Below are 25,593 nucleotides of genomic sequence, written 5' to 3'. Positions count from 1 at the left end.
CGCCTATATCATCCGCTGCGATGATTTTGTGAAAGATGCTGATGGCAATGTAACCGAGATCCACTGTACCTATCTCCCTGAGTCAAAATCAGGCCACGATACCAGCGGAATCAATGTAAAAGGTACTATTCACTGGGTAAGCGTACCGCACGCTAAAACTGCCGAGGTAAGACTATATGACCGCCTGTTTCAGGTGGAAGATCCATCAAACGAAGATGGTGATTTTAAAGATTACCTGAACCCTAACAGTCTGCACGTACTGCCAACCGCCTATATTGAACCCGACCTGATCAATGCCACCCCAGGCAAACCGGTTCAGTTTATGCGTAAAGGATATTTCACACTTGATAAATATTCAACCGAAGATAAGTTGGTGTTTAATAGAACGGTGACGCTGAAGGATGGCTGGGTGAAGAAGTAGTTCAGTTGCCTGTTGCGAGGATCGAGTGTCGGGTATCGATAACCCTGATTTAAACATATAGAAAAAGCCTTTCTCCACAAAAGAGGAAGGCTTTTTCTATATATCAGATAAATAAATCCCGATCCATACCCCCAAAACAGGCAACCCGATCCCCGCAACAGAAACCTAATACTTCCTGTACACATTATACAAAATATTCAGGTCCAATTGGGTCATGGTTGGCGTGTCGTCGGTTTGTACGAAGTGGCGTTTGAAAGCTGTTATAGCAGCGGGCAGGTTGCTGGTATCATAGCCGATGAGTTTTAGTGCCGTGGCATAGTCGAAATTATCGGGTGGAAGCTCCAGCAGTTCGTCGCTCCAGTAGCCAAAACCTTTTTGGGCCAGCAGTTTCCAGGGGAAGAATGGTCCCGGGTCGGGTTTGCGGAGGGGGGCAATATCCTGGTGACCTATAAAATTGGCCGTGGGTATATTATAAACCTTTTTAAGCTGCGTGAGCAGTGCCAGCAAACTTTTCACCTGTACCTCAGTAAAAGGCTCATTACCGTTATTGTCAATCTCGATACCGATAGAGCAGCTGTTCATATCGCTGATACTGCCCCATTTGCTGATGCCCGCGTGCCAGGCCCGCAGATAATCGTTCAGCATGTGGAACACCTTACCGTCTTTTGCTACCACGTAATGGGCGCTCACCTGCGGCCTTACCAGGGTGAAAGTTTTAAGCGTTTGCTGTATAGAATCCTGCGCGGTAAAGTGGATGATCACATAATTAGGCTTGCGCAGGTTAAAGTTCACTGTACCCACCCATTCACTGGGCACGACGGCACCGGCACTATCTACCAGCGTGGCGGGTTGCGCCTGTTTAATAACTTTCACCACCGAATCGGTTTGGTGTTTGTACACTTTGTTGGTTAAGGCGTATGGCCCCTTAGGAGAGCAGGAACTAAGGGCGGCAAAAGCGGATATTAAAAGTAGTATGTAATAGTTGTTTTTCATTAGGATAATATACGTGTTGCTAAAGTAAGCAAATAATACACTAAGTAAAAGCCTATGCGCGGGGTGTTCATATGTACACCCGTGAACGCTCATGAACACCATATTTTGTCTGATAATCAGCAAATTGCGTTTTTGGAGTGAAATTTAGTTTGAAAAATGCTGAACGGGATGAACGCTATTAAAATGCTACCAATTGCTCCAGATTATACGAAAATTTACACTTTCATCTGTATAAATCATGCTTTCAAACTCATGCCAGGTAGGGTCTGTATCAGGGTTGAATGTTTCCGGCCTTAAGTCAGGCAGGTTCCATTGATCAGCATAGAACCATGTTTCATCAATAAGTTTTGATTGAATGAGCTTAGATAGTTCTGTTAAGCTAATGTTGGTTGGATTAATGAAAATAACAGAATTGTACTTTTTATAATTACCGCCATCGCGATAAAGGTAGTTAAATTGAATGTTTGCCATTTGGCAATTTAGTTGGATGGTGGTGGTTTGGCAATCGGATATAAGTGAATTTTATCCTATCGCAAGTTTTCCACTTTCTTTCCATATATATGCAGGCATCGGTTCATTCAATTGCCATTCAATATTCATGGGTTTTGACCCACTCGATTTAATATAGTTTGCCTCACCCAAAAAAACATAGGGTATGGTAAAACCAAATTCATCATCATTTTGCTCACGTACAAAAAGTAAAATTCTTTTATGTTGTTTGTTATGGTTTATGTACGATAGCCCTTTGGCTGATTCTGGAGTTGTTGCATTTTGCGATTGCCAATGAAATAAATACTCATTGATAGCATAATCATCATATAAAGTAGATGGCGAATATTCCTTCTCTGATTTTTTAAGCGTTACAAACAGTGATTCAATATTTAGATCTTTATTAGCTGCTACCCCTTCCCTATTTGAAGATGCTTTATCAAATTTATGAAGTCCGGTTGCAACCAATATTTCACTTCTGTTATATCGGCTGTGAACCTTTAGAGGTAAAGAGAAATTTAGATTGATGCCCTTTTCGATGAAGTCAACTTTTGAAATTAAGTAATCCATCACCTCTAATAATTCAGATACCATTACGGGATTTTTTGAAATCTGATTGATGCTATCTTTTAGTGACATAAACCCTAATTGCGGACCAGCCTTTTGCCAAACATCGTAGTGGAACATTAAAAGCATCTGGTTCTGCTCGTCGCTTAATGAGTTTGTATTGAAACCACCTTCAATTAAATCTCTTAAAAACTTAAGATAGCTTATTGAGTTACACCTTAACAGCCGTTTTATACATCCTGTAATTTCAGCCTCATTGGGCTCTACAAAATTTTCTATTACCCCAGCCTCAACACAAAGTCTCCTCCAGTTATCTTTTTTAYAAATCAATTGAGATTCAATATGTTGAAACTCAATAAAGTTTTTTAAAGTTAATGATAGGGTTGTTTGATGCTTGAAGTTCTGAATTTTAACAATCAGTTGCCTTCTATTAAATCCAATTGCGGCCTTAATATTTCTAAGGATTACTTCTTTCGCTTTCTTTTCTAAAACGATAGAACATCCTAAAGGTAGATGGGGAAATTCATCTTCAATTTCTTTAATTATTGAGGTCTGTGTTTTGCCAACTAATGCTCTAAACTTATGTTCAAAATCATATTCAGGACGAGCATTGCCTACAAAATCTAAAACGGTTAAACAGTCTTTGTTTGGAGCGAGACGAAGCCCACGACCAAGTTGTTGCAGAAATATGGTTAAGCTTTCAGTTGGCCTAAGAAATAATACGGTATCTATTTCTGGAATATCAACCCCCTCGTTAAAAATGTCTCTTACAAAAAGGTAGTTAATTTCTTTATTGCGTAATTTTTCCCTTATTTCTGAACGACTATTCGAGTTGTCACTTGTTAAGTAATCTGCTTTTAATCCAGCCAAAGTAAACTTCTCGGCCATATACCGCGCATGATCCATGCTTACGCAAAATCCTAATGCCCTTACATCATGTACATTTGTTAGATATTTATCGCAGTTACTTAAAATATCACCAACTCGTCTATCATCCTCAGTATACAACTTCGTTAATTCATTAATCTCATACCTTCCATTTTTCCATGATAGTTTTGATAAGTCAACACTATCAGATAATGCAAAGTATTGAAAAGGTGATAATAGTTTTCTATTGAGTGCTTCTGGTAATCTAATTTCGGCCGCAATTACACCACTAAAATCTTTTAAGATGTCTTCACCGTCGCTCCTTTCGGGTGTTGCCGTTAAACCAAGTAAAACTTTAGGGTTAAATTGTGCAAGAATAGGCCGATAGCTTGATGCTGCTATATGATGAACTTCATCAATAATTATAAAATCATAAAAGCTTGGTGAAAGCGACATTCTATTTCTCTGATTCGCCAAGGTTTGAACAGAAGCAAATACAAATTCATAATTATCTGGTTCCTGACCGTCTATCCAAAGTTCACCAAAGTTTGCATTTTTTAATACGTGCTGAAAAGTTCGTTGAGCTTGTTCAAGTATTTCCTTTCTATGTGCTACAAATAAAAGTCGGGCGCGCGGATTATTGTTTTTGAAATCCCTGTAGTCAAAAGAGGATATAACCGTTTTGCCAGTACCTGTTGCGGCTACAACAAGATTTTTATATCGGTTATGTATAATCCTTTCAGATTGTAATTTCTCTAAAATCTCTTCTTGACTTGGAAATGGTTTTAAATCAAAAAAACTGGTTGTAATTGTCTTGTCATAGGACCTCTGTTGCTTTAACGCATTGGTAAGTCGTAATTTATCTTTTCCAAATTCATATTTTTCAAAGTCTTTGTCTACCCAGTAAGTTTCAAATGTCTTTTTAAACTTCTCAATAATATGATTGATTTCTTTGGATGTCACCTTTAAATTCCACTCTAAACCATTTGTTAATGCCGACCTTGACATATTTGAAGAACCAATATATCCAGTATTAAAACCTGTATTTCTTAAAAACAAATATGCTTTGGCATGTAATCGCTCATGTTCAACATTATAGGAAACTTTAATGTCTGTGTTTTTTAAACTTGAGAGAAATTCGACGGCTTTTATATCAGTAGCGCCCATATAAGACGTAGTAATAATACGTAGTTTTTTGCCGCTATTTGTAAACTCTATTAGTTCATTTTCAAATATTCGAATACCAGAAAACTTAATAAATGAGACCAACCAACAAATCTCATCTGATGAACGGATTTCTTTTTTTATTTCACTCTCAAGTGAAATTCCCACATTATTTCCTGTGAAAAGCTCACTTTGGCTTAATCGGGTATAGGGAGTAATTTCCTTGATTCGATTGTTAAAATCAGCAAATGGAGAGTCTAATTTAGAAAATATAGCATCTAATATTTTACCTTCATTATCAATTAAATTGTCTGAAAGATTAATGCCTGGTAGTTCATTTATTAATAGCTGAATGATTTTGTTAGATAGCTCAATTTGTTTAATCGTTTTATCATCATCCTTTATTTCATTCAAGGCATATTTTATAGTTTCAGCCAAATAAAGACTTAAATATCTTGAGGCTTCCTCTTTATCTAACTGGGTACTTTTAATAAAAAAAGCATCTCTGTTTAATAGATCTAACTTGTTAGCTATAAGTTTATTGATAAGCTGCTCATAGAGCCCCAATTCAAATACTGGCATTTATAAGGTTTAAGTAATATTTAACAATTGGAATATCGGCATCAGCCCAATCCAAAGCTAACAATTCATTTTTATGCAGCCATTTAAAATCAGCATGTTCTTTTAATATAATATCACCTTTTACATGACCACATATAAAAGGCATAAGTTTTATGGTAATATTGGGGTATGAGTGAGTATTTGGCGGCAATGCTTTTATAATTTGAATTTCAATATTAAGCTCCTCCTTAATTTCTCTAATTAAACAAGCTTCGGGTGTTTCATTGGCTTCAATTTTTCCTCCTGGAAACTCCCATTTTAAGGGCAAATTCATATTGTTACTACGCTGGGCAGCCAGTATTCGCTCTTCATTGTTAATTATAAGGGCACATGTAACTTTTATCACAACCCTAAAATAATATTTTAAGATTAAAGTGACTCAATTATTATCCCACGCTACAACAAGGGGGACCCTTACGGCAGTAATAGAATATACACAGTTCGCTATCGCATCATAACATAAAACTTCCCCTACCTCACATTCGCAAAAGTATCCCCTTGCTTAACATCACCGGTTTCATAGCCTTTTTTAAACCAGTACATGCGCTGGGCGCTGGTGCCGTGGGTAAAGCTGTCGGGTTCAACATGGCCGCTGGTTTGTTTTTGCAGGCGGTCGTCGCCAATGGCATTGGCAGCGTTCAGGGCTTCTTCAATATCGCCCGGTTCTATCACTTTTTTAATGCTTTGTTCGTAGTGCGCCCATACGCCGGCGTAAAAATCGGCCTGCAGTTCCAGTTTAACAGATAGCTTGTTGTATTGCCTTTTGCTGAGGCGGCTGCGGGCTTCGTCCATTTTGGCCGAGACACCCAGCAGCTTTTGCACATGGTGACCAACCTCATGCGCAATCACATAGGCCTGGGCAAAATCGCCGGCGGCGCCAAAACGGTTCTGCAGTTCGTCATAAAAAGAAAGATCAATATACACCTTCTCATCCCCCGGACAATAGAACGGCCCCGTGGCCGAGCTGGCGTTACCACAACCAGATTGGATATAATCGGTAAACAGTACCAGTTTTGGCTTCTGGTAGGTTTTGCCCATTTCATTAAAAAGCTTGTTCCATATATCCTCGGTATCGGCCAGTACCACGCGAACAAATTGCTTTGGTTTATCTTCGGGCGCTTTCGGCTCATTGGCCTGCTGCTCTGTTTGCACCTGGCTGCTGTCGCTTACCTGGTTAAGCAGTTGCGAGGGATCAATCCCCGTAAAATAATAAATAGCCAGCGCAATAATGCCCACAATACCTCCGCCCAGCGCAAAGCGGCCTCCGCCGCCTCCGCGGTTATCCTCTACATTATCGCTTTCGCGCCTCCCAAACCATTGCATGTTGATGTAATTAATTGATTATTAAACATAATTGCCCGGGCGATTGTTTGAGCCTTCTCCATGCTATCCATCACGTAATCGGTTTTAGTTCCCCTCTTGAGAGGGGGCGCGTAGGAATCGAGGGCGGCAGGGGTGTGTTTATACGTGCGATGAAAAGGACACACCCTTCCACCCCTCTCAAGAGGGGAATCGCACAATCCTCCGCTTCTTACGTCATTTCCCCTTCAGAGTTTCCCCGATTTTATCACTCAGAATAACAATTTAATATTCCCAAACCCTCTTTCCGGCAAAGCCGAAGAGCGGGTCGACGAGCACAGCGATGTCGGGGTGAGTCTACTCTGCACTGTTCGCTAAACCCCTCCCTGCCATTGCGCACAACCAACCGCACCCCTCCCGTCGGGAGGGAATAAAACCCTTTATTTAAAGCCCTCTCCTCTGGAGAGGGTTGGATGAGGTCTTTTTTAAATAATCTACTAAATTAGTAGATTATTTTTCTACCTTAGTAATTATTATGAAATCACATAGGGGTAAAGCTTTAATATGTTGTAATAGCTGTATATAAGAATCATACAGTTGTTTACGCTATTAAAAATTTTACCACCATGATACCCGCATTATTAATCTGGCTCTTTAAAAAATACCTGGCCCCTGCCCTAAGGGATAAAAACATTTCCGCATTAACCTTTATTAACCCGTTAAAAAAAGTGGCCACCCTGCTGGCGTTGCTTTGCTTTTCATCAGGGTTGATGGCGCAGGAACAGATGGTTAAATACAATGTTTTGCACAGCGGCAAAGTGGTTGGCCGCATGGATCTGTACCAGAAACGCACAGGCGATGACCTGTATCTTAAAATGACATCCGAAGTGAAAATGCGCTTTATTATGAGCATTAAGGTTGATATTCATGAAGAGTCGCTTTTTCAAAATGGCAAGCTCATCAGCTCGCGGGTTTGCCGCAACGTTAATGGCAAGGAAAAGGCCAACCGCCAAACCAAAGCCTGCGGCGATTGCTATCAAACCCTGGCCGAAGGTAAAAGCGGGCAGCTGAATCAAAAGCATATCAGCCAAAATCTGATGTTGTTATATTGCCGGGAGCCTGATGATAACGCGCAGGTTTACTCCGATAATTTTCAGCAGTTTTTGCAGGTAAAACAAGTTTCGCCGCACGTGTACCGCATTGATCTGCCCGATGGTAATTATAATTATTACTCGTACACCAATGGGGTTTGTAGCAAGGTTGATATCCACCACTCGTTTTATACCATTCAAATTCAGTTGGCCTAACCTGTTGCTTTTCACGCTCCCTTCATGAATATGACCGCCAAACAAGCTATCTTTAGCGCAAACTTTCACCCGTTTAAAGTGGAATATAGCGATAGTACGGTCATCAGTTTATTAAAACAAGGCGGCGAAAAGGCATTTGAATGGTTATTTAAAGCGCATTTTAAAAGCCTGCACGCCTATGCCTATACTTTTTTAAAGGATGATGAAATGGCCGAAGAGATTGTTCAGAATGTATTTTGCCGCATCTGGGAAAAGCGCGAACAGCTAAAAACAGATGGTTCGCTTAAAGCTTACCTGTACCGTGCCGTGCATAACGAAAGCCTTAACTATTTAAAACATCAAAAGGTAAAGGCATCCTTCGGGGTATATTATGCCGGGCAATTGCAGCAGGACGAGGAGGAACAGGCATCAAAAAAAGTGCTGACCGCCGAGCTGCAGCAACGTATTGATACCGCTATGAGCGAGCTGCCGCAGCAATGCCGCACTATTTTTCAGCTGAGCAGGTTTGAGCAGCTTAAATACCAGCAAATTGCCGACCACATGGGACTTTCCATAAAAACGGTAGAGAACCAGATGGGTAAGGCCCTGCGGGTGATGCGCCAGAAACTGGCGGAATTTTTACCGATTATTTTACTTTTATTAATGAAATGGTAGCATTATGAGTAATGCCAATATAAATATAGTTGATGATGTGCTGGTAAAATACCTGGCAGGCGAAGCTACGCCGGCCGAGATTTCGCTGGTTGAGGGATGGATTGCTGCCAGTGAAACCAACCGTAAGCTTTTTAATGATTTTAAGCTGATATGGGACCAAAGCCCGGTAACCGAAAGAAATGTGGATAAAGATGATGCTTTTATTCGCCTGCAAAACCGCATTAAAAACGCTCCGGCGGCACCGCGCAAAGCTGTTATCAAAAAATTAAACCGCTCCCAGTGGATAGGTTTGGCGGCATCAGTAATTTTAATATGCACGGTGCTTTGGTTAACCTTTAATCACACCTATGATAACGGCTCGGTTTCGTTTGTGAGGATTGATAGCAAGAACAAGGTACATATCCAAACCCTGCCCGATGGATCGGTTATTACATTGAACACCCGTTCAACCATTATTTATCCGGGCAAGTTTACCGGCAACATCCGGCCGGTGAGCCTATTAGGTGAGGCTTTTTTTAAAGTTACGCCCAATAAAACAAAACCTTTTATAATTAAAGTGAACGATGTAACGGTTAAGGTGGTTGGAACGTCATTCAATATAAAGAGCCGGAACGGCAAAACCGAGGTGATTGTAGAAACTGGTATTGTAAAAGTGAGCAAAAAACAAAACAGCGTTGACCTTAACCCCGGCGAGCGCGTAACCATTACCAAAACAAAGGGTCTACTAAAGGAAACCAGTAATAACAAGCTGTATAACTATTATATAACCCGGCAATTGGTTTGCGATAAAACGCCATTGCCCGAGGTAGTACAGGCCCTTAACGAGATATTTGGAGCGCATATTATTATAGCCAATAAATCATTGGAGCGTTTGCCTATTACCACTACTTTCCGGGGCCAGTCGCTTGATGAAATATTGGGGGTCATTTCCGAAACGTTTAAGATCACAGTGGTTCATAAAAACCGGCAGATCATTCTTAAATAACATTATCTACCATAAATAACAATGGGTTGTTTACGCGGTTATATTCTTTCGGCTATGATGCTTATAGCGCTCCCGGTAATTTGCCGGGGAACCACTGTCGAATCTATTCTGGCCAAAAACATATCGGTGCACGTAAACAATATGCGCCTGGGAACGGTGCTAAAAACCATTGAACAAAAAGGCAATTTCACTTTCTCGTACAACAGCAACATTGTAAAAACCGATAGCCTGGTAACGGTTAATGCCGACAACTGGACCATTAAGGAAGTGCTTGACCATATGCTCATGAACCGTTTTGAGTATAAAGAAACGCACAACTTCGTAATCCTGCGCTATGCCCCGCTACAGCTATCATTAACCACCGAAAAGGCCGCTGCCGAAGATGATGAATACAGCATCAGTGGTTTTGTGACCGATGAGCAAAGCGGCAAAAGACTGGAGAACGCCAGTGTATATGACCGCGTTCTGCTGCAATCAACCCTCACCGATAAAGACGGGCATTTTGAGCTCCATCTTAAAAACAATGGTCAGCCGGTTACTTTAACCATCAGCAAGGAGTTTTATAAAGATACCACCATTACTTTTTTGGCCGGGGTAACCGTAAACCCCAACACCGGTAAATCCAAAAGCCTGATCGATTATGTGATCAGCGGCGATAGTGACGGTATTGAGAACACTTCATTAGGGCGACTTTTCATATCAACCAAACAACAAATACAAGCAGCCAACCTGCATGGCCTCATCGCGCAGGCCCCGTTCCAGGCATCGGCCATACCAGGGGTAAGTACCCATGCCGAATTTAGTGGGCAGGTGGTTAACACGGTTTCATTAAACGCCGTAGGCGGTTACAATGCCGGGGTTGATGGCTTTGAGCTTGGCCTGATATTTAATTTAGATAAAGGCGATGTGGGCGCTGTACAAATAGCCGGGGCATTCAATGTGGTGGGCGGCAATGTTAACGGCATACAGTTGGGCGGCCTGTACAACAATGTGCTGGGCAGCGTTAGGGGTATACAGCTATCCCTTTTGCACAACAGCGTAAAGCGCGATCTTAACGGCTTACAAATATCCGGATTATATAATCATACCCGTGGTAATGTTAGGGGAATACAACTTGGAGCTTTAGGCAATATAGCCGGTCAAAAGTTTAGCGGCATACAACTGGCCGGGCTTTTTAACTATGCCCGCAACCTGCGCGGTATACAACTGGGCCTTGTAAACATTGCCGATACCTCATCGGGCTATAGCATAGGTTTAATAAACATTGTACGTTATGGGTATCATAAGCTGGCCCTATCCGTCAACGAAACCCTGGATGCCAACGTGGCCCTTAAAACGGGCAGTAAAAACTTTTACACCATTTGGCGGGGAGGTATGCGTTTTAACGATAACAGCAAACTGTATGGCTTTGGCTTTGGTTTTGGCAGGGAACTGGGCCTGGGCAAGCGCCTCGCTATCAATCCCGAATTAACCCAGCAATATATTTACCAGGGCAACTGGACAAGGACCAATCAATTGAGCCGAATTGATGCCGGGTTAACTTATAAGTTTGGAAAAAATTTCTCCATAAATGCAGGTCCGTCGTTAAACATTTTTTATTCAGATCAGCGCAGTCAGGTTAATGGTTATGCTTATGTTCGGGATCTGCATCATAGTTTTATCAATGGCAGTAATAGCTGGAGCGGCTGGGTTGGGTGGAGTGTGGGGATTAGTTTCTTTTGATGCATGATTGTTTGTTTTCTCACAGGGATTAAAAAAAGATTAGCTGTCGCTTGGCTCTTGCTCATAGGTATTGGAAAGGAATAAGAAGGAAAGCGGAGGTTGTGCGATTCCTTCCTTGGGGAAGGTGCAGGTAGGGGTTTATTCGCTATAGGATATTTCAATCGCTCGAAGAAACCCCTCCCTTCCATTACACAATCCACCGCACCCCTCCCGTGGGGAGGGAATAAGTGCGGAGATTATAATCTTCTCAACACATGTGAGTCGAACGACGGCGTGGGGTTGTTAACAGCCAAACAAAAAACCCGGCTATATGGCCGGGTTTTTCTTATCAATCACTTTATTATAAAATTTGCTTATTGCACCTGGAACATGTTGTTAAAGTTTGTTCCGTCTGGGTAATAACCTGAAATTACCAGGTTACCGTTGCGCAGGTTGGTGATGGCCTTATCAATATCGGCCACACTGTTTATTGGCGATTTATTAATACTGGTTATAATTGAACCAACCGGAATCTCAAAGTTATCAAACACGCGGCCCGGACGAACCTGGGTTACCTTAACGCCTGAGCTCACATGGAACTTAGCTTTTTCGGCCGGGGTTAACGGCGAGAAGCTTGCACCCAGCCTGTTAAACAGTTCCTCGGCCGATTTTGAAACAGCCGCGGTACGGGTTGATGGAGCGGCATCTGCCTTAAGCGTTACTTCAAAGTTTTTCTCCTTACCATCACGCAATACGGTCATGTTTATTTTATCGCCGGGCTGTAAACGACCCACGCGTTCCTGCAGATCTGATGATTCATATACAGGTACACCCTCAACTTTTTCAATGATATCACCTTTTTGAATACCGGCCTGCTGAGCGCCACCGCCAGCTACAAGGTCATTCACATATAAACCGTTTGAATTGTTGATGCCCAATTGTTGTGCAACATCAGGATTTAACTCAGTAAAGCTTACACCAACAAAGCCACGTTTTACAGTACCATACTTTTTAATATCGTTCAATACTTTTTTGGCCAGGTTAACGGGTATAGCAAAGCCATAACCCTCGTATGACCCAGTGTGCGATGCTATTGCCGCGTTGATACCAACCAGTTCACCTTTGGTGTTTACCAGGGCGCCACCACTGTTACCTGGGTTAATGGCTGCATCGGTTTGAATAAATGATTCAATGGCCTTGTTTAGCTTTGGTGTTGATTGCTGGCTACGTGTACGGCCAAACGGGTTATCGTCCTCGCTATCATTGCTGCCAATAATACCAATATTACGGCCTTTGGCACTTACAATACCCGCGGTTACGGTTGAATTTAAATTAAAAGGATTACCAACCGCCAACACCCATTCTCCTACACGAACCTCGTCAGAGTTACCTAATTTTACTATTGGCAGGTTTGTAGCGCTAACCTTGATCAGCGCCAGGTCGGTGCTTGGATCGGTACCGATCACCTTAGCATCAAAGGTGCGGTGATCATTGGTAGCTACTGTAATTTTATCGGCTTTATCAACCACGTGATTATTGGTTACAATATAGCCATCGGTCGAAATAATGACGCCAGAGCCAGATGCCTGCTGTGGTCCACGCTGAGGCATACGCTGGCCAAACATATCGCCAAACATTTGCTCTAACTGGTCCTGTCCGCTACCACCCGACTTGCTGCTGTAACTTGTACGAATATGCACGACTGCGGGGGTTACCGCCGCTGCTGCTTCTGTAAAATCAAGCGACCCGGTTGACGATACAACAGGAGCAGTTTTATTACTGGTAAAATAAACCTTTTGCTTTTCTTCAAAGCTCATATTATCGGCATATTTACTTTCAATTACCTTATATGCACCCAAAGCCAGTGCACCTCCTACAAAAGCGGTTAATAGTGTTAAACCTATCTTTTTCATTTATATTTGCCTTTCTTTATTACGTTTATAATTATGCTTATATAATTTAACAACTCAAATTTAATACCATATAGACGATAATATCAACGATAAGTTATTACATTTTTTGTTAAAATTTGTTAAATTAAAATTACACTGTTACGATGGTTGTTATCCCAGCTTAGGTTAACGCTAAGTAGCTGATATTAAATGACATTATTGTGAAGATACGATTTTATAAATACCAGGGCGCCGGCAATGATTTTATACTGGTTGATAACCGCGAAAATAAGATAGATCATACCAATCCTATGCTTATTTCGTCCCTGTGCGACCGTCGTTTTGGTATAGGCGGCGACGGGATGATGTTTCTGCAAAATAAAGAGGGCTTTGATTTTGAGATGGTTTATTACAATGCCGACGGACAGCCCAGCAGTATGTGCGGCAATGGCGGCAGGTGCATTGTAGCCTTCGCTAAGTTTTTAGGAATCATTAAAACCGATACTGAATTTTTGGCGGTTGATGGCCCGCACCATGCCAAAATTACCGATAGTGGCGATTGGGTGAGCCTGCAAATGATTGATGTAGCCCAAATTAATACCGATAAGGACGCTTATGTGCTCAATACGGGATCGCCCCATTATGTAAAGCAGGTGGATGATCTGAAACACCGCAACGTATATCAGGAGGGTAAAACCATTCGCAATAATGCAACCTACCGCGAAAAAGGTATTAATGTAAATTTTGTTGAACCAACCGATGACGGCTATTTTGTACGCACCTTTGAACGCGGCGTAGAAGACGAAACCTTTGCCTGCGGAACAGGCGTTACCGCCGTTGCTCTTGCTATGGCCAGCCATAAACAACAAACCGGGCATATCACCACCCCCATTAAAGTTTTAGGAGGCAACCTCAACATCCGCTTTAATTACGATGGCAAAGTATTTACCGATATTTTTTTAGAAGGCCCGGCTGTGCAGGTGTTTAGCGGCGAGGTGGACAGCCCCCCAACCCCCTAAAGGGAGAGCTTTTTGCCATTAACCCCCACCTGTCATGCCGAATTTATTTCGGCATCCCACATGTAAGGTTATTCAATAGCAGTTAAACTGTTCCTGAGAGATCCTGAACAAGTTCAGGATGACAACACATGATATATTGGGCCTAAAAAAATAAAAGCCCCCCAGACTTGCTCCGGGGGACTTTCAACCTAAACCTTATCACAATTAAACCGGTAAGTTTACCAGTTCATGTATGTTAATACAATTACTATACCAAAATTGCTTATCGTGTTGAATTTATGGCCTATATCATTACAGATATAGGAAGAGCGCATAAAAACTGACTCTTAAATTATATAAAAAACCGACGATTGACTAATTGTATAGGCAATTGTCGGTTTTGGCATACACCTGTGTACAAAACTTATATTTGCTTTGCGGTTTTCTTTCTGCGCAAATAGGAATCTGTTAAAAACAAGGCAAGTACTACATCAAATATTAAAAACCATTTTAAAAATGGTCCGCTTAAAAGGCTATTAGTACTGGGCAGTTTAACGCTGGCCGGCAGCTTAATATCAGTAACACTAACATTAATGCCTGAAATATTTGTGTTGGCAAATGCAAACACCAACAAGGCCAGTATAGTGAACGCAAAGAAAACAGATATGCCCAAAATGATACGCTTATCAATAGCCGCCTTAAGGGGCTTCATGGCATTTTCGGTGCGTATGGCTTCCATAACATTATAAGTAAAGGCCATAGGCGGCTCATCAAGTTCCATAGTTGCAAACTCCTGGTTAAGCGCCAGCAGTTCCTGATACTTTTTGGCATACACCTCATCCTGCTCAATAAGCCTGGCAATGGCATCCTGCTCAGCCGGAGTGCAGGTTCCATCAATATAGTTCCAGAGTTTTTCTTCAATCGTGTTCATATCAGTTCTTTCACCTCTTGCTTTAAATTGCGCTCCAGCTTTTCTTTTAAACGCTGGCGTGCCCTAAATAGTTTAACCTTAACCGTATTAGCCTCCATACCCAATGCCTGGCCAATTTCTTCTAATGATTGCTCGCCTTTATAAAACAAGGTAATAATGGTAGCATCATCGGGCAGCAGTTGTTCAATAGCCTGGTTAAGGTAAAACGACCTTGATTTATTTTCTACATTATCCGTATCATAGCCCGATTCATGGTTTTCAACCTGTATATAGGTGTTTTCGTCGTCTATCGAATCGGTTGCTACGCGTTTTTTTCTTAAAAATGTCATTGCTGTAGTATAAACTATACTATACAGCCATGTACTAAATTTTGACTGTCCCTGGAACGAAGCCAGCGAGCGGTACGCTTTTATAAAACAATCCTGGGCAATCTCTTCAGCATCCTCCCGCCCTTTCGCAAAACGCATGGCCAGGGTAAATACAAAACGCTGGTGCCGTTTAATCAGATCAGCATAGGCCGACTGGTTACCTGCCAGGGTTTGTTCTATAAGTTCGATATCTGAAAGCTTGCTCTGCATCTGTTACAACCTCTCTGACGCCGTGGTTTTAACTTAGGTTACATTGGTTATGTAAATTTAATAAAATAAAAGCGGAAAGCTCCCAGGCCTCTGAAGGGGTGTTTTTGATTGCATTAGCTTAATTGAACGATGTAATTAAACCGGCATTTTAATATTAAGTTGCTGCTATCACAGTTGCCTTATAAATAAAAATGCCCCCGATTCTCCCGGGGGCATTTCATTTATTGTTTAATCGGCTTAAATAGCCGTTGGTCGCCTAATGATCCCTAATAGCAGCGCAATTATTGCTATAACCAGCAGTACATGGATCAAACTGCCTACAGATGTAAAAAACACGCCAATTGCCCAGCCTATCAGCAGGATAACTGCAATTATATACAGTAGTGAGTTCATAGTAATTTAGTTTTAGTTAACGATTTCATAGATACTTATATAATACCCATATGCTTAAAAATGTTTTAAAAAAAAGTTGGAAATGAACCCACGTATGGGATAAAATGCGCTATTGCAAGGAAAATAGCAGGCTGATAATCATCCGCTTACATAATATATAAGCGGATGATTGCCTGGTGCCTTATACGCGGTACAGGCCTTCAATTTTGATCACTTTTCCCCTGATCTTGATGCCTGATAGAAACCCCTTTTGGCAATCTGGGTTAATAAGCTGTCCGAATTTTTTTCCTCCTGTAGTGTGGAGTCAAGCAGTGCGGCAGCCTCGTCATAGCCCAATACGTCTGCCAGTGTTTTTAATGTACCATATGATGCAATTTCATAGTGTTCGATTTTTTGAGCTGCCGATATAATTCCTGCATCACGGGTAAAGCTGCCCTTTTCTGTTTCAGCAATAATCTCATCACCTTCTTTAATTAAATCGGCCATAGCTTCACATTTTACAGCCGCTACTTTTTCGCCTATTGATTCAAAGGCCGACTCTAAGCGGGTAACATGGTTTTCGGTTTCGATAAGGTGATTTTCAATTGCCAACCTCAACTCACCGGATGTTGCCGCTTTTGCCATTTTGGGCAATGCCCTGATCAGGTGTTTTTCGGCCCAATAAATGTCCCTTAATTCGTCAATAAATAGCTCATTTAATGCCCATTCCAGACCAAGCCCTGTTGGTTCTGGCACTTTTACTTTTGTGGTTATCATGGCAGGATTTTTTTTTACTTTTTCTATCAATAAAGAAGCAAAGGCAATGCCGTATTTGCCTGTTTATCAATAATATTAATTACTAAGCAAGTAAATAAATATACACATTCTTAAACAGCAAAATAGTGTAGCAATAAAGATTAATTTTGTATGGTAAATAGTATAGTGGGAATCCACAAATTCAAACGCTAACACCCTCACCCTTTACAGTTTAGCGTTTATCTTTAGAGTTTATATGAATTAGAGCTTTAGTTCCTACGCCCCTTTTCTGGCTTTCAGGCTGCTCATCAGCTGATCATACAAATCATCACTTGTGGCTTTATGCGGCTTTAACTTTTTAACCGTTGCCCGCTTACCTTTTGATTTGGCTTTAATGATCTTTAACAGCTCATCATTATACTCATCCTTAAACTTTGATACATCAAACTTTGATGCATACTGATCTATCAGGGCCAGGCCTACATCCAGCTCTTTTTTACTTACCGTAACATCATCGGCTATGTTTAATTCATCGGTGTCGCGTATCTCCTGGCCAAAACGTATGCGGGTTACAACCAGCACATTTTTAACCGGATGTACAATACACAAACTTTCGGTGCTGCGCAGTACAAAGCGGGCCAGGCCAGCTTTTTTTGATTGCTGTAACGCTTTTAGCAACAGCGCATAGGCTTTGTTATTCTTGGTATCGGGTTCAGTATAGTACGATGTTTCGTAAAACATGGGATTTACCTCGGTAATGTTCACAAAGTTTTCAATCTCTATCACTTTGCTTTTTTCGGGAGCTGCATCCTCAAAGTCCTGATCCTCCACTATCACATAATCATCATTCAGTTTGTACCCTTTTACAATTTTATCGTATGGTACTTCTTTATGGGTATGCTCATTTACCCGCTGGTAGCGTATACGGGCATGATCCCGACCATCCAACATATCAAAATCAAGCGAACTGGTTTGTACCGCCGAATACAGTTTTACCGGTATACTCACCAGGCCAAAACCAATTGAACCTTTCCAGATAGATCTCATAACGCAGGTATTTAAAATGCTTAAGTATAACCACCGGGGGGCCTAAACAGTTTTATATAGCCTCACCTAAACGGCGAAGCCTTCATGTAATAGTCCTCTCCAAAGGAGAGGACTTTATTAAATCAAAACAAGTAGTAGCTTTATATAAGCTAAAACTGTCATGCTATAAACAAATAAATCATCGGGCGTGTTACATATTAAACCCTAAGCACGTTATCATAGTCACATACCATATTTAATATTTATAAAACAATCTATCACATGAAACCGGCATGAGCGCCTTAAAAAACAAAACATTGCTCCTGCTTGCTTCATCCATTTAAAAAACAATTTATCACATGAAAAAGCTACTTATCCTTGCCGTATCACTTATGTTTACTTATGGCGCTTTTGCACAAACGGTTGACCTGCGCCGCAAAATTGAAGTTACCGGCATTGCCGAACAGGAAGTTACCCCTGATATTATAAATGTGTCTATCTCGTTACAGGAATACATGGACGGTAAAAAACGCGTTACTATTGATGTATTGGAAAGCCAGCTTGAAAAAGGCGTAAAAGAGGCGGGTATTGCCAAAGACGATTTTACAATGAATAATGTATCGGCCTGGAACAATACTTATCAAAAGAAAAAAGCACCAGATTTTTTAGCCAGCAAGCAATACCTTATTAAGGTACGCGACCTGAATAAATTTAATCAGATACTGGCTAAAGTTGACCCTAAAGGCATACAATCAACCAATATTGATAGCTACGATTATTCAAAGATCAACGATCTGAAAAACGACCTAAAATTAAAAGCACTGCTATCCGCCCGCGATAAAGCCACATTCCTGGTGAACGGATTGGGCGACAAGCTGGGTTCGGCACTTAATATTACTGAAAGCGACAACAGCAGCTTTCCGCAGCCACGCACCATGATGATGTTTAAATCGGCAGCCGMCGATGCATCTGGTCCGGCCGAATCAGACATCGACTTTAAAAAGATAAAACTGAGTTTCCAGATACAGGCTGTATTTGAAATAAAGTAGCCCCCCGGCCCCCTAAAGGGGGAGTTTTTAAATTACTTGAACGTCATGCTTTGTAAGCATGGCGTTTTTTGTTGGATTAATGCCAATTAAAGAGCTCCCCCTTTAGGGGGCTGGGGGGCTCAATCTTTTTTTACAAAAGGGTGTAACCTGTTTTAAAACAGTGTGGTCATAGTTTACAAATACACCACATTGGTGATTTTTAGAAAAGAAAAATTTATTAACTATTTAAACATTAAATATTATGGGCGCAGGTGAATTAGGGGTAATAGCAGGAATATTAATACCCCTCGGCTTTTTTATAATGATCTTCGGGATCGTTTACTTGAACAAACGCGAAAAACTGGCAATGATTGAAAGGGGAATGGACCCCCGGACCTACAAACCTCAGTCAGCACCTTATCAAAATTTAAAATGGGGGCTGTTACTTATAGGATCAGGTATTGGATTGTTTTTAGCCTTTATTTTAAACCATACCGCGTTTAATGACCTGGGTGACGATGTAGCTTTCCTTTTCATTTCTCTTATTGCCATATTCGGCGGCTTAGGCTTGTACCTATCTTACCGCATAGAAAAAAGGGAAGTATTGGATAAGGAAGACCAAACTTTAACAAAGTAAATATTATAACATGTCAAAAGCAAAATGCCCCGGTTAAAACCGGGGCATTTTTTTTACTAAGAAATTCCGTATTGCCCCTTAAAAGTGTTTAAGTGGTGCAGCTCATGCCCTGCCAACATATAAACAAATGCCCTAACCGAAAACAAATGGTTGCTGGCAATGCCTGAACGTAGCAACTGTTCGGCGGTAAAAGCCTTGATCATATATAAATTTGACTGTCTCGTAGCCTTAAACTCGGCGGCAAGATCCTGGATGTTCTGGCTGTTAAAATCAGTATTGTTTACATATATATCCTGATCAAAGCCGGGCAGCTCAATGGAGTTTCGCGAAAAAACCAGGGCGCGATAAGCAAATGTACGTTCAGTATCAATCATGTGGCCAAGGGCTTGCTTAACGGTCCATTTACCCGGGGCATAGGCATAGGAGGCCTGCTCATCAGTAAGATTACTGAATAACTTATAGCTCGATTCCATTAACCGCTCTAACAGTTCAATTACATTATTATCAGGAACCAGGTTAACATACCCGGCCGCAAATGGCGAATATTCATCAGGGTTTGGTTTGCTTATCATTGCGTGTGTTTTTTAAAACTATCCTAAATGTTGTTCCCTTACCTATTTCTGAATCTTTTACAAATATCTGCCCGTTATGGTAATTTTCTATCATACGTTTGGTTAATGATAAACCCAGGCCCCAGCCACGTTTGCGGGTAGTATATCCCGGCTGAAAAACGGTATCGAACTTGGAGCGCTGTATACCTTTGCCGGTATCAGTTACATCAATAAATACCTGGTTCTTTACTTTGTTGCCGCCTATTTCTATATGAATATTACCCTTACCGTCAATAGCGTTAACCGCGTTTTTGAGCAGGTTTTCGAGTACCCAATCAAACAGGGGAATATTAAGCCCGGCTTTAAGATGCGGATTACCGCTCATTTCAAAGCCTATGTTTTTACTTACACGTACTTTAAAATAGTCTACAAAGTCTTTTACCACTTCGTAAACGGGATGTTCTTCCAAAACCGGTTTTGATCCAATTTTCGAGAAACGGTCGGCTACAATTTCCAGTCGCTTTACATCATTCTCCATTTCGGCCACCAGCACATCATCTTCAGCATTAAACTTCTCCTTCATCAGCTCAATCCACGCCATTAACGATGATATGGGCGTACCCAACTGATGAGCCGTTTCCTTAGCCAACCCAACCCAAACCTGGTCCTGCTCAGATTTACGGGACGAGCTAAAGGCCGTATACGCCATCAGCAAAAATATAGCAATAACCGATAACTGGATATAGGGAAACAACCTTAATTGGGTAAGCAGGGGCGAATCTTTATAATAAACAAGCCATTGTGTACCCAATACCATTAATCTAATAGGCTCATGTTGTTTTTTCATGTAATCCAGTTCTGACTTAAAATAGTCCGGATCATACCTTTTATTCTTATTCCCTTCGGCTTCCAGCTTTATATTGGTTTTGGTAGTATCCAACCCGCGCTGTACAACAATTTCGCCTTCAGCATCCGTAACAATGGCGGGCACGGTGAGGCTGTCACGTACAGCAAAAACATAATTTAAAAAGTCGTTATCGTCTGAATTTAATACCTGTTTCATGCTCAATGCCCATACCTGCGCGCGCGTACGCTCGGAGCGGGCAATGTTTTTAACCAGGTAACTGGTATAAAATAGCGAACCACTGGCTATAACTGTCGCGAAGGCGAGCAGAAAGTATTTCCAGCGTTTTTTCTGTTGATATGGGTTCATACTGGCCAAGCCCCAAATAACGTAAAATTATTTCAAATGTACAGATTGTAGATGTGCAGATTACAGATGTGCAGATATGCAGATTATTGAACGATGGGTTTAATAGTTTTTTCATTTGCACATTTGAAATTTGCATATCTGCACATCTGAAATCAGCAGATTTATCATATCATTTGCACATTTACAATCCGCGTATCTGCACATCCATTTTAAGTTTATCTTTGCCCCCATCATGACCGATAAAAAAGTAAGAGTTCGTTTTGCACCAAGTCCTACAGGTGGTTTGCACCTGGGCGGYGTACGCACCGTATTGTTTAACTATTTATTCGCCAAAAAACATAACGGCGATTTTGTTTTGAGAATTGAGGACACCGACCAAACCCGTTACGTGGAAGGTGCCGAAGAATATATTTTAGATTGTTTAAAATGGTGCGGCCTTCATCCAGACGAAAGTCCGGCTGCTGGTGGACCATTTGCACCTTACCGCCAAAGCGAACGCAAGGCCATATACCGCGAGTATGCCGAAAGGCTGGTAATGCAGGGACATGCATACTATGCTTTTGATACTGCCGAAGAATTGGATAAAAACCGCAAGGAGATCCCTAATTTTCAATACGGCCAGGCCTATCGCGATAGCCTGCGCAACTCACTCTCGTTACCACAGCATGAGGTTGATGCGCTGCTTGACGCCGGCACGCCGCATGTGATCCGCATAAAAATACCGGCCGATGAAACCATCAGCTTTAATGATATGATTCGCGGGTACGTGAGTTTTGAAACCAACCAGGTTGATGATAAGGTGCTGCTTAAGGCTGATGGTATGCCTACTTACCATTTAGCTGTTGTGGTTGATGACTACCTGATGAAAATTTCGCATGCTTTTAGGGGCGAGGAATGGTTGCCATCGGCGCCTGTGCATTTGCTGCTTTGGGATTACCTGGGCTGGAAAGCCGATATGCCGCAATGGGCGCATTTACCTTTGATATTAAAACCAGATGGGCACGGCAAGCTAAGCAAGCGCGATGGCGCACGCCTGGGTTTCCCGGTATATGCCATGACCTGGTTCGACGCTAAAACTGGTGAGCTTACGCCTGGTTTTCGTGAGCTGGGCTTTTTGCCCGAAGCATTTTTAAACCTGCTGGCCACACTGGGCTGGAACGATGGTACTGACCAGGAAATATTTACACTGGATGAACTGATCCAAAAATTCTCTATTGAGCGGGTAAGCAAAGCCGGGGCCAAATTTGATTTTGAAAAAGCTAAATGGTTCAATGCTGAGTGGATAAAAAGACTTGATGCTGAAAACCTAAAACCGAAAGTTAAAGCTGTTTTGGAAGATAAAGGCATTGTTATTACCGATGAGGATTATCTTTTAACGGTTATTAACCTGATAAAAGATCGCTGTGTTTTATTGGCTGATTTTTATCAGCAGGCCGGTTACTTTTTTGAACAACCCAGGGAGTATGATCTGAATGCGGTTAAACCAAAATGGACCGATGCCAAAACTGATTTCTTTAACGCGCTTACCGCTTTGTTAAATAACGGCGAAGCGGCATTGGATGCCCATGAACTCGAAGCACAATTTAAGGCTCTTGCCGAAGAAAAGGGCCTGAAGGTTGGCAATGTGATGCTGCCCTTCCGCATTATGCTGGTTGGCGGTAAATTTGGCCCGCATGTATTTGATATAGCCGCGTTGCTGGGAAAATCAGAAACCATCAGCAGGATTGTGAAAGCTTTGGAAAGCTTCACTTCTTAATATTTTTTGTTATCCTGAGATATCAGAGGTACCTAAAGGTTAAATAAGGCAGGAAGCGGAGGCCTGTGCGATTCCCCTCTTGAGAGGGGTGGAGGGGAGTGTCCTTTTCATCCCTCGTATAAACACACCTCTCCACCCACGATTCCTACGCGCCCCCTCTCAAGAGGGGAATAGCCTATCAATAGACAGTTTGGGTTATTTGGTAGATTAAATTCCCTCCTTGGGGAGGGGCGCGATGGTTTGTGTAATGGCAGGGAGGGGTTTATTCGTGATGTAGGTTGCATAAACCCCTCCCTACACCCTCCCGTCGGGAGGGAATCGCACAGGCCAACACTTTAAAATTTAATCCTGTCTTTTCATAGGCTATTACCCTCAGGAGGGGAACTAAAAACAAACACGTCATGGATAGCGAATGATGACAAAACAATCTGTTATTCCTGCTTTTTTATTCCACTCAAAATTTCATTTACCCTACTGGTTGCTACACCCTTCTCCATAGCAATTTCAGATAATAATTGTGTTTGTGCTTTTTGATAACGCAAAAATGCAGGGATACTAAAAGTAAGTCTGGCAATAAATATTAATACAACAAGGCCAACTATATAAATAACAGGCAAAAGCATCAGGACAAATTCTGGAGCACCCATGTGATTTTAAGTTTAGGTTAATAAAACTAAGATAGCTTTTATTATTTTATAATATCGAAACAAACGTAATTCTCCCTTCGTATTAAGGCAGATTAGGCAGCGTGGGTGGATGAGATATAGCCAATTATAATATTTTTGTTTTTACTTTAAATTAATTTATTGTTTAGAATAGAAAACGACTGATAATCAGGCCATTATTTGAACCCGTAACGGTAGAGTTGTGTATCAATATTATTACAATTGGCTATAATATTTTGACCGAATGATATTTATGATTTACTTTTAAGCCCCCTTAATTAACTGGTTATGATCAGCGTCCGATCTAAGAATGTGTTATTGGTTGCTCCCGATACGTTTTCGGTAGAGTTACTGCCGAATAATAAACTTTTCAGGCACATTTCCACAACGGGCAGTATTTTCCCAGCTATACATGAACTTAAACCCAACCTGGTCATATTTGACTATGATCACCTGATTAAGGATATTGAAAAGATATTACGCCGTATAGCTACCAATCCCGCTTACAGTAAAATAAAAATTTGCTGCTACAAAAACACATCACACACAAAAACCGATAGCCTGTTAAAAGCGCTTGGGGTTGATTATATATTTTACCCGGAAGATCTTAAAAAATCTGCCGATAATAAAACTGCTACCGGTGTTTTTTCAAGCATTTTTGATGCCCCAATCATAAATCTGCTGGCAAGAGTATCGCATTAAAACAAACCTAAACCTTATCACTTTTTAAATGCGGCCGGCTTATTAAAATGATGCGCCAGGCAACTTCGGCGCTTAACAGCGCGGTAATTGCAAATACCGCTGCTTTTAGCGCTTCGGGCGTTGATGAAAGCGCACCGCCAAGGGCAACCGCGTAAACAATAAAAGGGAATAGCAATACCAGGCAAAGCGCCGTAGTACTTAAAGGGATACGGAATGGCCGTACTTTATCCGGTTCATTTTGCCGGAGTTTTATGAGCGAAATATATTCTAAAGACAACCCAGCACCGTAAACCGTTACATCAATAATAAGCAGGTCGGCAAAGGTCCATAATATCATTAAACTAACTACCAGCGAACAGATGATAATAGATACATATGGCGTTTTGAAACGGCGGTGCAGTTTGTTTAACCCGGCAGGTAGTAAATTGTCCCCGGCCATTACCTGTGGCACCCGCGATACCGAAAGCAGTACTGCTGCATAAATACCCAGGGTGCTGGCCATTCCGCCAGCTGCAATTACTATCCCCAGCCAGCGGCCACCAATAAGTACACCCAGCGCCGGGAAACCACCGTTGGTTAAGGTATCATGATTAATGCCCGATTGCTGCGCTATCCAAACCACAAAGAAATAAACCACCATGACCAGTATAAAAGCAATGATCATGGATACCAGGTATGACCGCACCGGTTTTTCAACCTCTTCGGCATAGGTAGTGATGTTGTCCCAGCCCAGGCAGTTCCACATTACCGTATATAGCGCCATCCCGAAGGAAGGAAAAGTTATACCTTTTAACGAAGGCGCAGGTATAGACAAGTTACCACCATGATGATGAATGGCCAGAACAATTAATATAATAACCGGGGCCAATACAGCCGCGCTTAAAAACAACGACACCTTACCTACGGGCACAATACCCAATATATTTAACCCTGCCGACGCCCAGATAATGAGCAAACAACCCGGAACCTGGTATTGCAGTAAAACCGGGAAGAAAAACGAGGCATATTGTACAAACAGAACCGGATAAATAGCCAGATCAACAAAGGTATAAAGCCAGGTCCACCAGCCCTCGTAAAACCCCCAGCGGGTACCCAACGCGTATTTCACCCATTTATAATAACCGCCGGTTATGGGCATCATACTGTTTAGCTCCAACACGGTAAATATGGCGGGCACATCCCAAAGCAGGGGTGTTAATAATAGCAACACCAACGCGCCATGATCACCGGCATAGCTTAATAACGGCTCCAGCCCGTAAGGGCCTCCTGAAACGGTAAAGAAAACAACAGCAATAAGCTGTATGGGCCTGATCTTTCTTAACGCGATGGCTGATGGCATAAGCTATAAAAATATAATTTATGTGGTATTTATTAAAGTAATACGTTTTTATTTAAAACTGACTATAATATTTAATATCAC

The 25,593-nt window shown here is 41.6% G+C and carries 24 protein-coding genes and 1 pseudogene; 10 read left to right on the top strand and 15 right to left on the bottom strand.

Features of this window, described 5'->3' with window-relative positions; all coding sequences use genetic code 11:
• Window positions 1–421, top strand: a pseudogene (locus tag AC1DRQ_RS12465) (glutamine--tRNA ligase); the annotation flags it as partial.
• Between the two features lie 165 nt (window positions 422–586).
• Here the strand turns inward: AC1DRQ_RS12465 and AC1DRQ_RS12460 are convergent.
• The 5 genes from AC1DRQ_RS12460 to ypfJ form a co-directional block, all read right to left on the bottom strand.
• Window positions 587–1,414, bottom strand: a complete 828-nt coding sequence (locus AC1DRQ_RS12460) for an N-acetylmuramoyl-L-alanine amidase (RefSeq protein WP_477424779.1) — start codon at window positions 1,412–1,414, stop codon at window positions 587–589.
• Window positions 1,415–1,600: 186 nt separating this feature from the next.
• Window positions 1,601–1,885 (bottom strand): hypothetical protein, encoded by a 285-nt coding sequence (locus AC1DRQ_RS12455; protein WP_477424778.1) that lies wholly within the window; start codon window positions 1,883–1,885, stop codon window positions 1,601–1,603.
• A 51-nt stretch (window positions 1,886–1,936) separates the two neighbouring features.
• Complete coding sequence (locus AC1DRQ_RS12450; protein ID WP_477424777.1) at window positions 1,937–5,083, bottom strand: DEAD/DEAH box helicase; 3,147 nt, start codon at window positions 5,081–5,083, stop codon at window positions 1,937–1,939.
• Window positions 5,070–5,468: a (deoxy)nucleoside triphosphate pyrophosphohydrolase gene (locus tag AC1DRQ_RS12445; protein WP_429400637.1), complete on the bottom strand. Its 399-nt coding sequence runs from the start codon at window positions 5,466–5,468 to the stop codon at window positions 5,070–5,072. Before AC1DRQ_RS12445 ends, AC1DRQ_RS12450 begins: the two co-directional genes overlap by 14 nt.
• 125 nt (window positions 5,469–5,593) lie before the next feature.
• Window positions 5,594–6,445 (bottom strand): KPN_02809 family neutral zinc metallopeptidase, encoded by an 852-nt coding sequence (gene ypfJ, locus AC1DRQ_RS12440; protein ID WP_477424776.1) that lies wholly within the window; start codon window positions 6,443–6,445, stop codon window positions 5,594–5,596.
• Window positions 6,446–7,047: 602 nt separating this feature from the next.
• On the opposite strand from ypfJ, the gene AC1DRQ_RS12435 reads away from it, so the two are divergent.
• The 4 genes from AC1DRQ_RS12435 to AC1DRQ_RS12420 are packed head-to-tail and all read left to right on the top strand — an operon-like array spanning window position 7,048 to window position 11,089.
• Window positions 7,048–7,728, top strand: a complete 681-nt coding sequence (locus tag AC1DRQ_RS12435) for a DUF6134 family protein (protein ID WP_477424774.1) — start codon at window positions 7,048–7,050, stop codon at window positions 7,726–7,728.
• A 30-nt stretch (window positions 7,729–7,758) separates the two neighbouring features.
• The gene (locus AC1DRQ_RS12430; RefSeq protein ID WP_429400634.1) at window positions 7,759–8,382 is read left to right on the top strand and encodes an RNA polymerase sigma-70 factor; all 624 of its coding nucleotides are present in this window, start codon (window positions 7,759–7,761) and stop codon (window positions 8,380–8,382) included.
• 4 nt (window positions 8,383–8,386) lie between these two features.
• On the top strand, window positions 8,387–9,367 hold the full coding sequence (locus AC1DRQ_RS12425) for a FecR family protein (protein WP_477424771.1): 981 nt from the start codon (window positions 8,387–8,389) through the stop codon (window positions 9,365–9,367).
• A 21-nt stretch (window positions 9,368–9,388) separates the two neighbouring features.
• The gene (locus tag AC1DRQ_RS12420) at window positions 9,389–11,089 is read left to right on the top strand and encodes a carboxypeptidase-like regulatory domain-containing protein (protein WP_477424769.1); all 1,701 of its coding nucleotides are present in this window, start codon (window positions 9,389–9,391) and stop codon (window positions 11,087–11,089) included.
• A 353-nt stretch (window positions 11,090–11,442) separates the two neighbouring features.
• Here the strand turns inward: AC1DRQ_RS12420 and AC1DRQ_RS12415 are convergent, their stop codons facing one another.
• Window positions 11,443–12,981, bottom strand: a complete 1,539-nt coding sequence (locus tag AC1DRQ_RS12415) for a Do family serine endopeptidase (protein ID WP_477424767.1) — start codon at window positions 12,979–12,981, stop codon at window positions 11,443–11,445.
• A 200-nt stretch (window positions 12,982–13,181) separates the two neighbouring features.
• On the opposite strand from AC1DRQ_RS12415, the gene dapF reads away from it, so the two are divergent.
• A complete protein-coding gene (dapF, locus tag AC1DRQ_RS12410) occupies window positions 13,182–13,979 on the top strand; it encodes a diaminopimelate epimerase (protein ID WP_477424765.1) in 798 nt (265 codons plus the stop codon).
• Between the two features lie 403 nt (window positions 13,980–14,382).
• Here dapF and AC1DRQ_RS12405 read toward each other — a convergent pair whose 3' ends face one another.
• The 5 genes from AC1DRQ_RS12405 to ku form a co-directional block, all read right to left on the bottom strand.
• The gene (locus tag AC1DRQ_RS12405; protein ID WP_477424763.1) at window positions 14,383–14,889 is read right to left on the bottom strand and encodes an anti-sigma factor family protein; all 507 of its coding nucleotides are present in this window, start codon (window positions 14,887–14,889) and stop codon (window positions 14,383–14,385) included.
• Window positions 14,886–15,467: an RNA polymerase sigma factor gene (locus AC1DRQ_RS12400; RefSeq protein ID WP_477424761.1), complete on the bottom strand. Its 582-nt coding sequence runs from the start codon at window positions 15,465–15,467 to the stop codon at window positions 14,886–14,888. Before AC1DRQ_RS12400 ends, AC1DRQ_RS12405 begins: the two co-directional genes overlap by 4 nt.
• Before the next feature lie 237 nt (window positions 15,468–15,704).
• Window positions 15,705–15,860 (bottom strand): lmo0937 family membrane protein, encoded by a 156-nt coding sequence (locus AC1DRQ_RS12395; protein WP_429400627.1) that lies wholly within the window; start codon window positions 15,858–15,860, stop codon window positions 15,705–15,707.
• Window positions 15,861–16,070: 210 nt separating this feature from the next.
• A complete protein-coding gene (locus AC1DRQ_RS12390; protein WP_477424758.1) occupies window positions 16,071–16,616 on the bottom strand; it encodes a YciE/YciF ferroxidase family protein in 546 nt (181 codons plus the stop codon).
• 255 nt (window positions 16,617–16,871) lie between these two features.
• Window positions 16,872–17,642, bottom strand: coding sequence for a non-homologous end joining protein Ku (ku, locus tag AC1DRQ_RS12385; protein WP_477424756.1), 771 nt, complete (start codon window positions 17,640–17,642; stop codon window positions 16,872–16,874).
• 338 nt (window positions 17,643–17,980) lie between these two features.
• Between ku and AC1DRQ_RS12380 the strand changes: the two genes are divergently transcribed.
• Both AC1DRQ_RS12380 and AC1DRQ_RS12375 read left to right on the top strand, forming a co-directional pair.
• Complete coding sequence (locus AC1DRQ_RS12380; RefSeq protein WP_477424754.1) at window positions 17,981–18,670, top strand: SIMPL domain-containing protein; 690 nt, start codon at window positions 17,981–17,983, stop codon at window positions 18,668–18,670.
• Window positions 18,671–18,911: 241 nt separating this feature from the next.
• On the top strand, window positions 18,912–19,286 hold the full coding sequence (locus tag AC1DRQ_RS12375; RefSeq protein ID WP_477424752.1) for a DUF6249 domain-containing protein: 375 nt from the start codon (window positions 18,912–18,914) through the stop codon (window positions 19,284–19,286).
• 56 nt (window positions 19,287–19,342) lie between these two features.
• On the opposite strand, the gene AC1DRQ_RS12370 is transcribed toward AC1DRQ_RS12375, so the two are convergent.
• Both AC1DRQ_RS12370 and AC1DRQ_RS12365 read right to left on the bottom strand, forming a co-directional pair.
• Window positions 19,343–19,858: a DinB family protein gene (locus tag AC1DRQ_RS12370; protein WP_477424750.1), complete on the bottom strand. Its 516-nt coding sequence runs from the start codon at window positions 19,856–19,858 to the stop codon at window positions 19,343–19,345.
• Window positions 19,836–21,050, bottom strand: coding sequence for a sensor histidine kinase (locus tag AC1DRQ_RS12365; RefSeq protein WP_429400621.1), 1,215 nt, complete (start codon window positions 21,048–21,050; stop codon window positions 19,836–19,838). The genes AC1DRQ_RS12370 and AC1DRQ_RS12365 overlap by 23 nt, the downstream gene beginning before the upstream one ends.
• 232 nt (window positions 21,051–21,282) lie before the next feature.
• On the opposite strand from AC1DRQ_RS12365, the gene gltX reads away from it, so the two are divergent.
• Window positions 21,283–22,806 (top strand): glutamate--tRNA ligase, encoded by a 1,524-nt coding sequence (gene gltX, locus AC1DRQ_RS12360; protein WP_477424748.1) that lies wholly within the window; start codon window positions 21,283–21,285, stop codon window positions 22,804–22,806.
• Between the two features lie 431 nt (window positions 22,807–23,237).
• Here the strand turns inward: gltX and AC1DRQ_RS12355 are convergent, their stop codons facing one another.
• Complete coding sequence (locus AC1DRQ_RS12355) at window positions 23,238–23,453, bottom strand: hypothetical protein (protein WP_477424746.1); 216 nt, start codon at window positions 23,451–23,453, stop codon at window positions 23,238–23,240.
• Between the two features lie 306 nt (window positions 23,454–23,759).
• Between AC1DRQ_RS12355 and AC1DRQ_RS12350 the strand changes: the two genes are divergently transcribed.
• Window positions 23,760–24,173: a response regulator gene (locus tag AC1DRQ_RS12350; RefSeq protein ID WP_477424744.1), complete on the top strand. Its 414-nt coding sequence runs from the start codon at window positions 23,760–23,762 to the stop codon at window positions 24,171–24,173.
• Between the two features lie 7 nt (window positions 24,174–24,180).
• On the opposite strand, the gene AC1DRQ_RS12345 is transcribed toward AC1DRQ_RS12350, so the two are convergent.
• On the bottom strand, window positions 24,181–25,512 hold the full coding sequence (locus AC1DRQ_RS12345; RefSeq protein ID WP_477424742.1) for an APC family permease: 1,332 nt from the start codon (window positions 25,510–25,512) through the stop codon (window positions 24,181–24,183).
• Window positions 25,513–25,593 lie beyond the last annotated feature (81 nt).

This window comes from Mucilaginibacter sp. P4_E8 (assembly GCF_056401495.1).
This window is presented reverse-complemented; position numbering and strand designations above follow the sequence as displayed.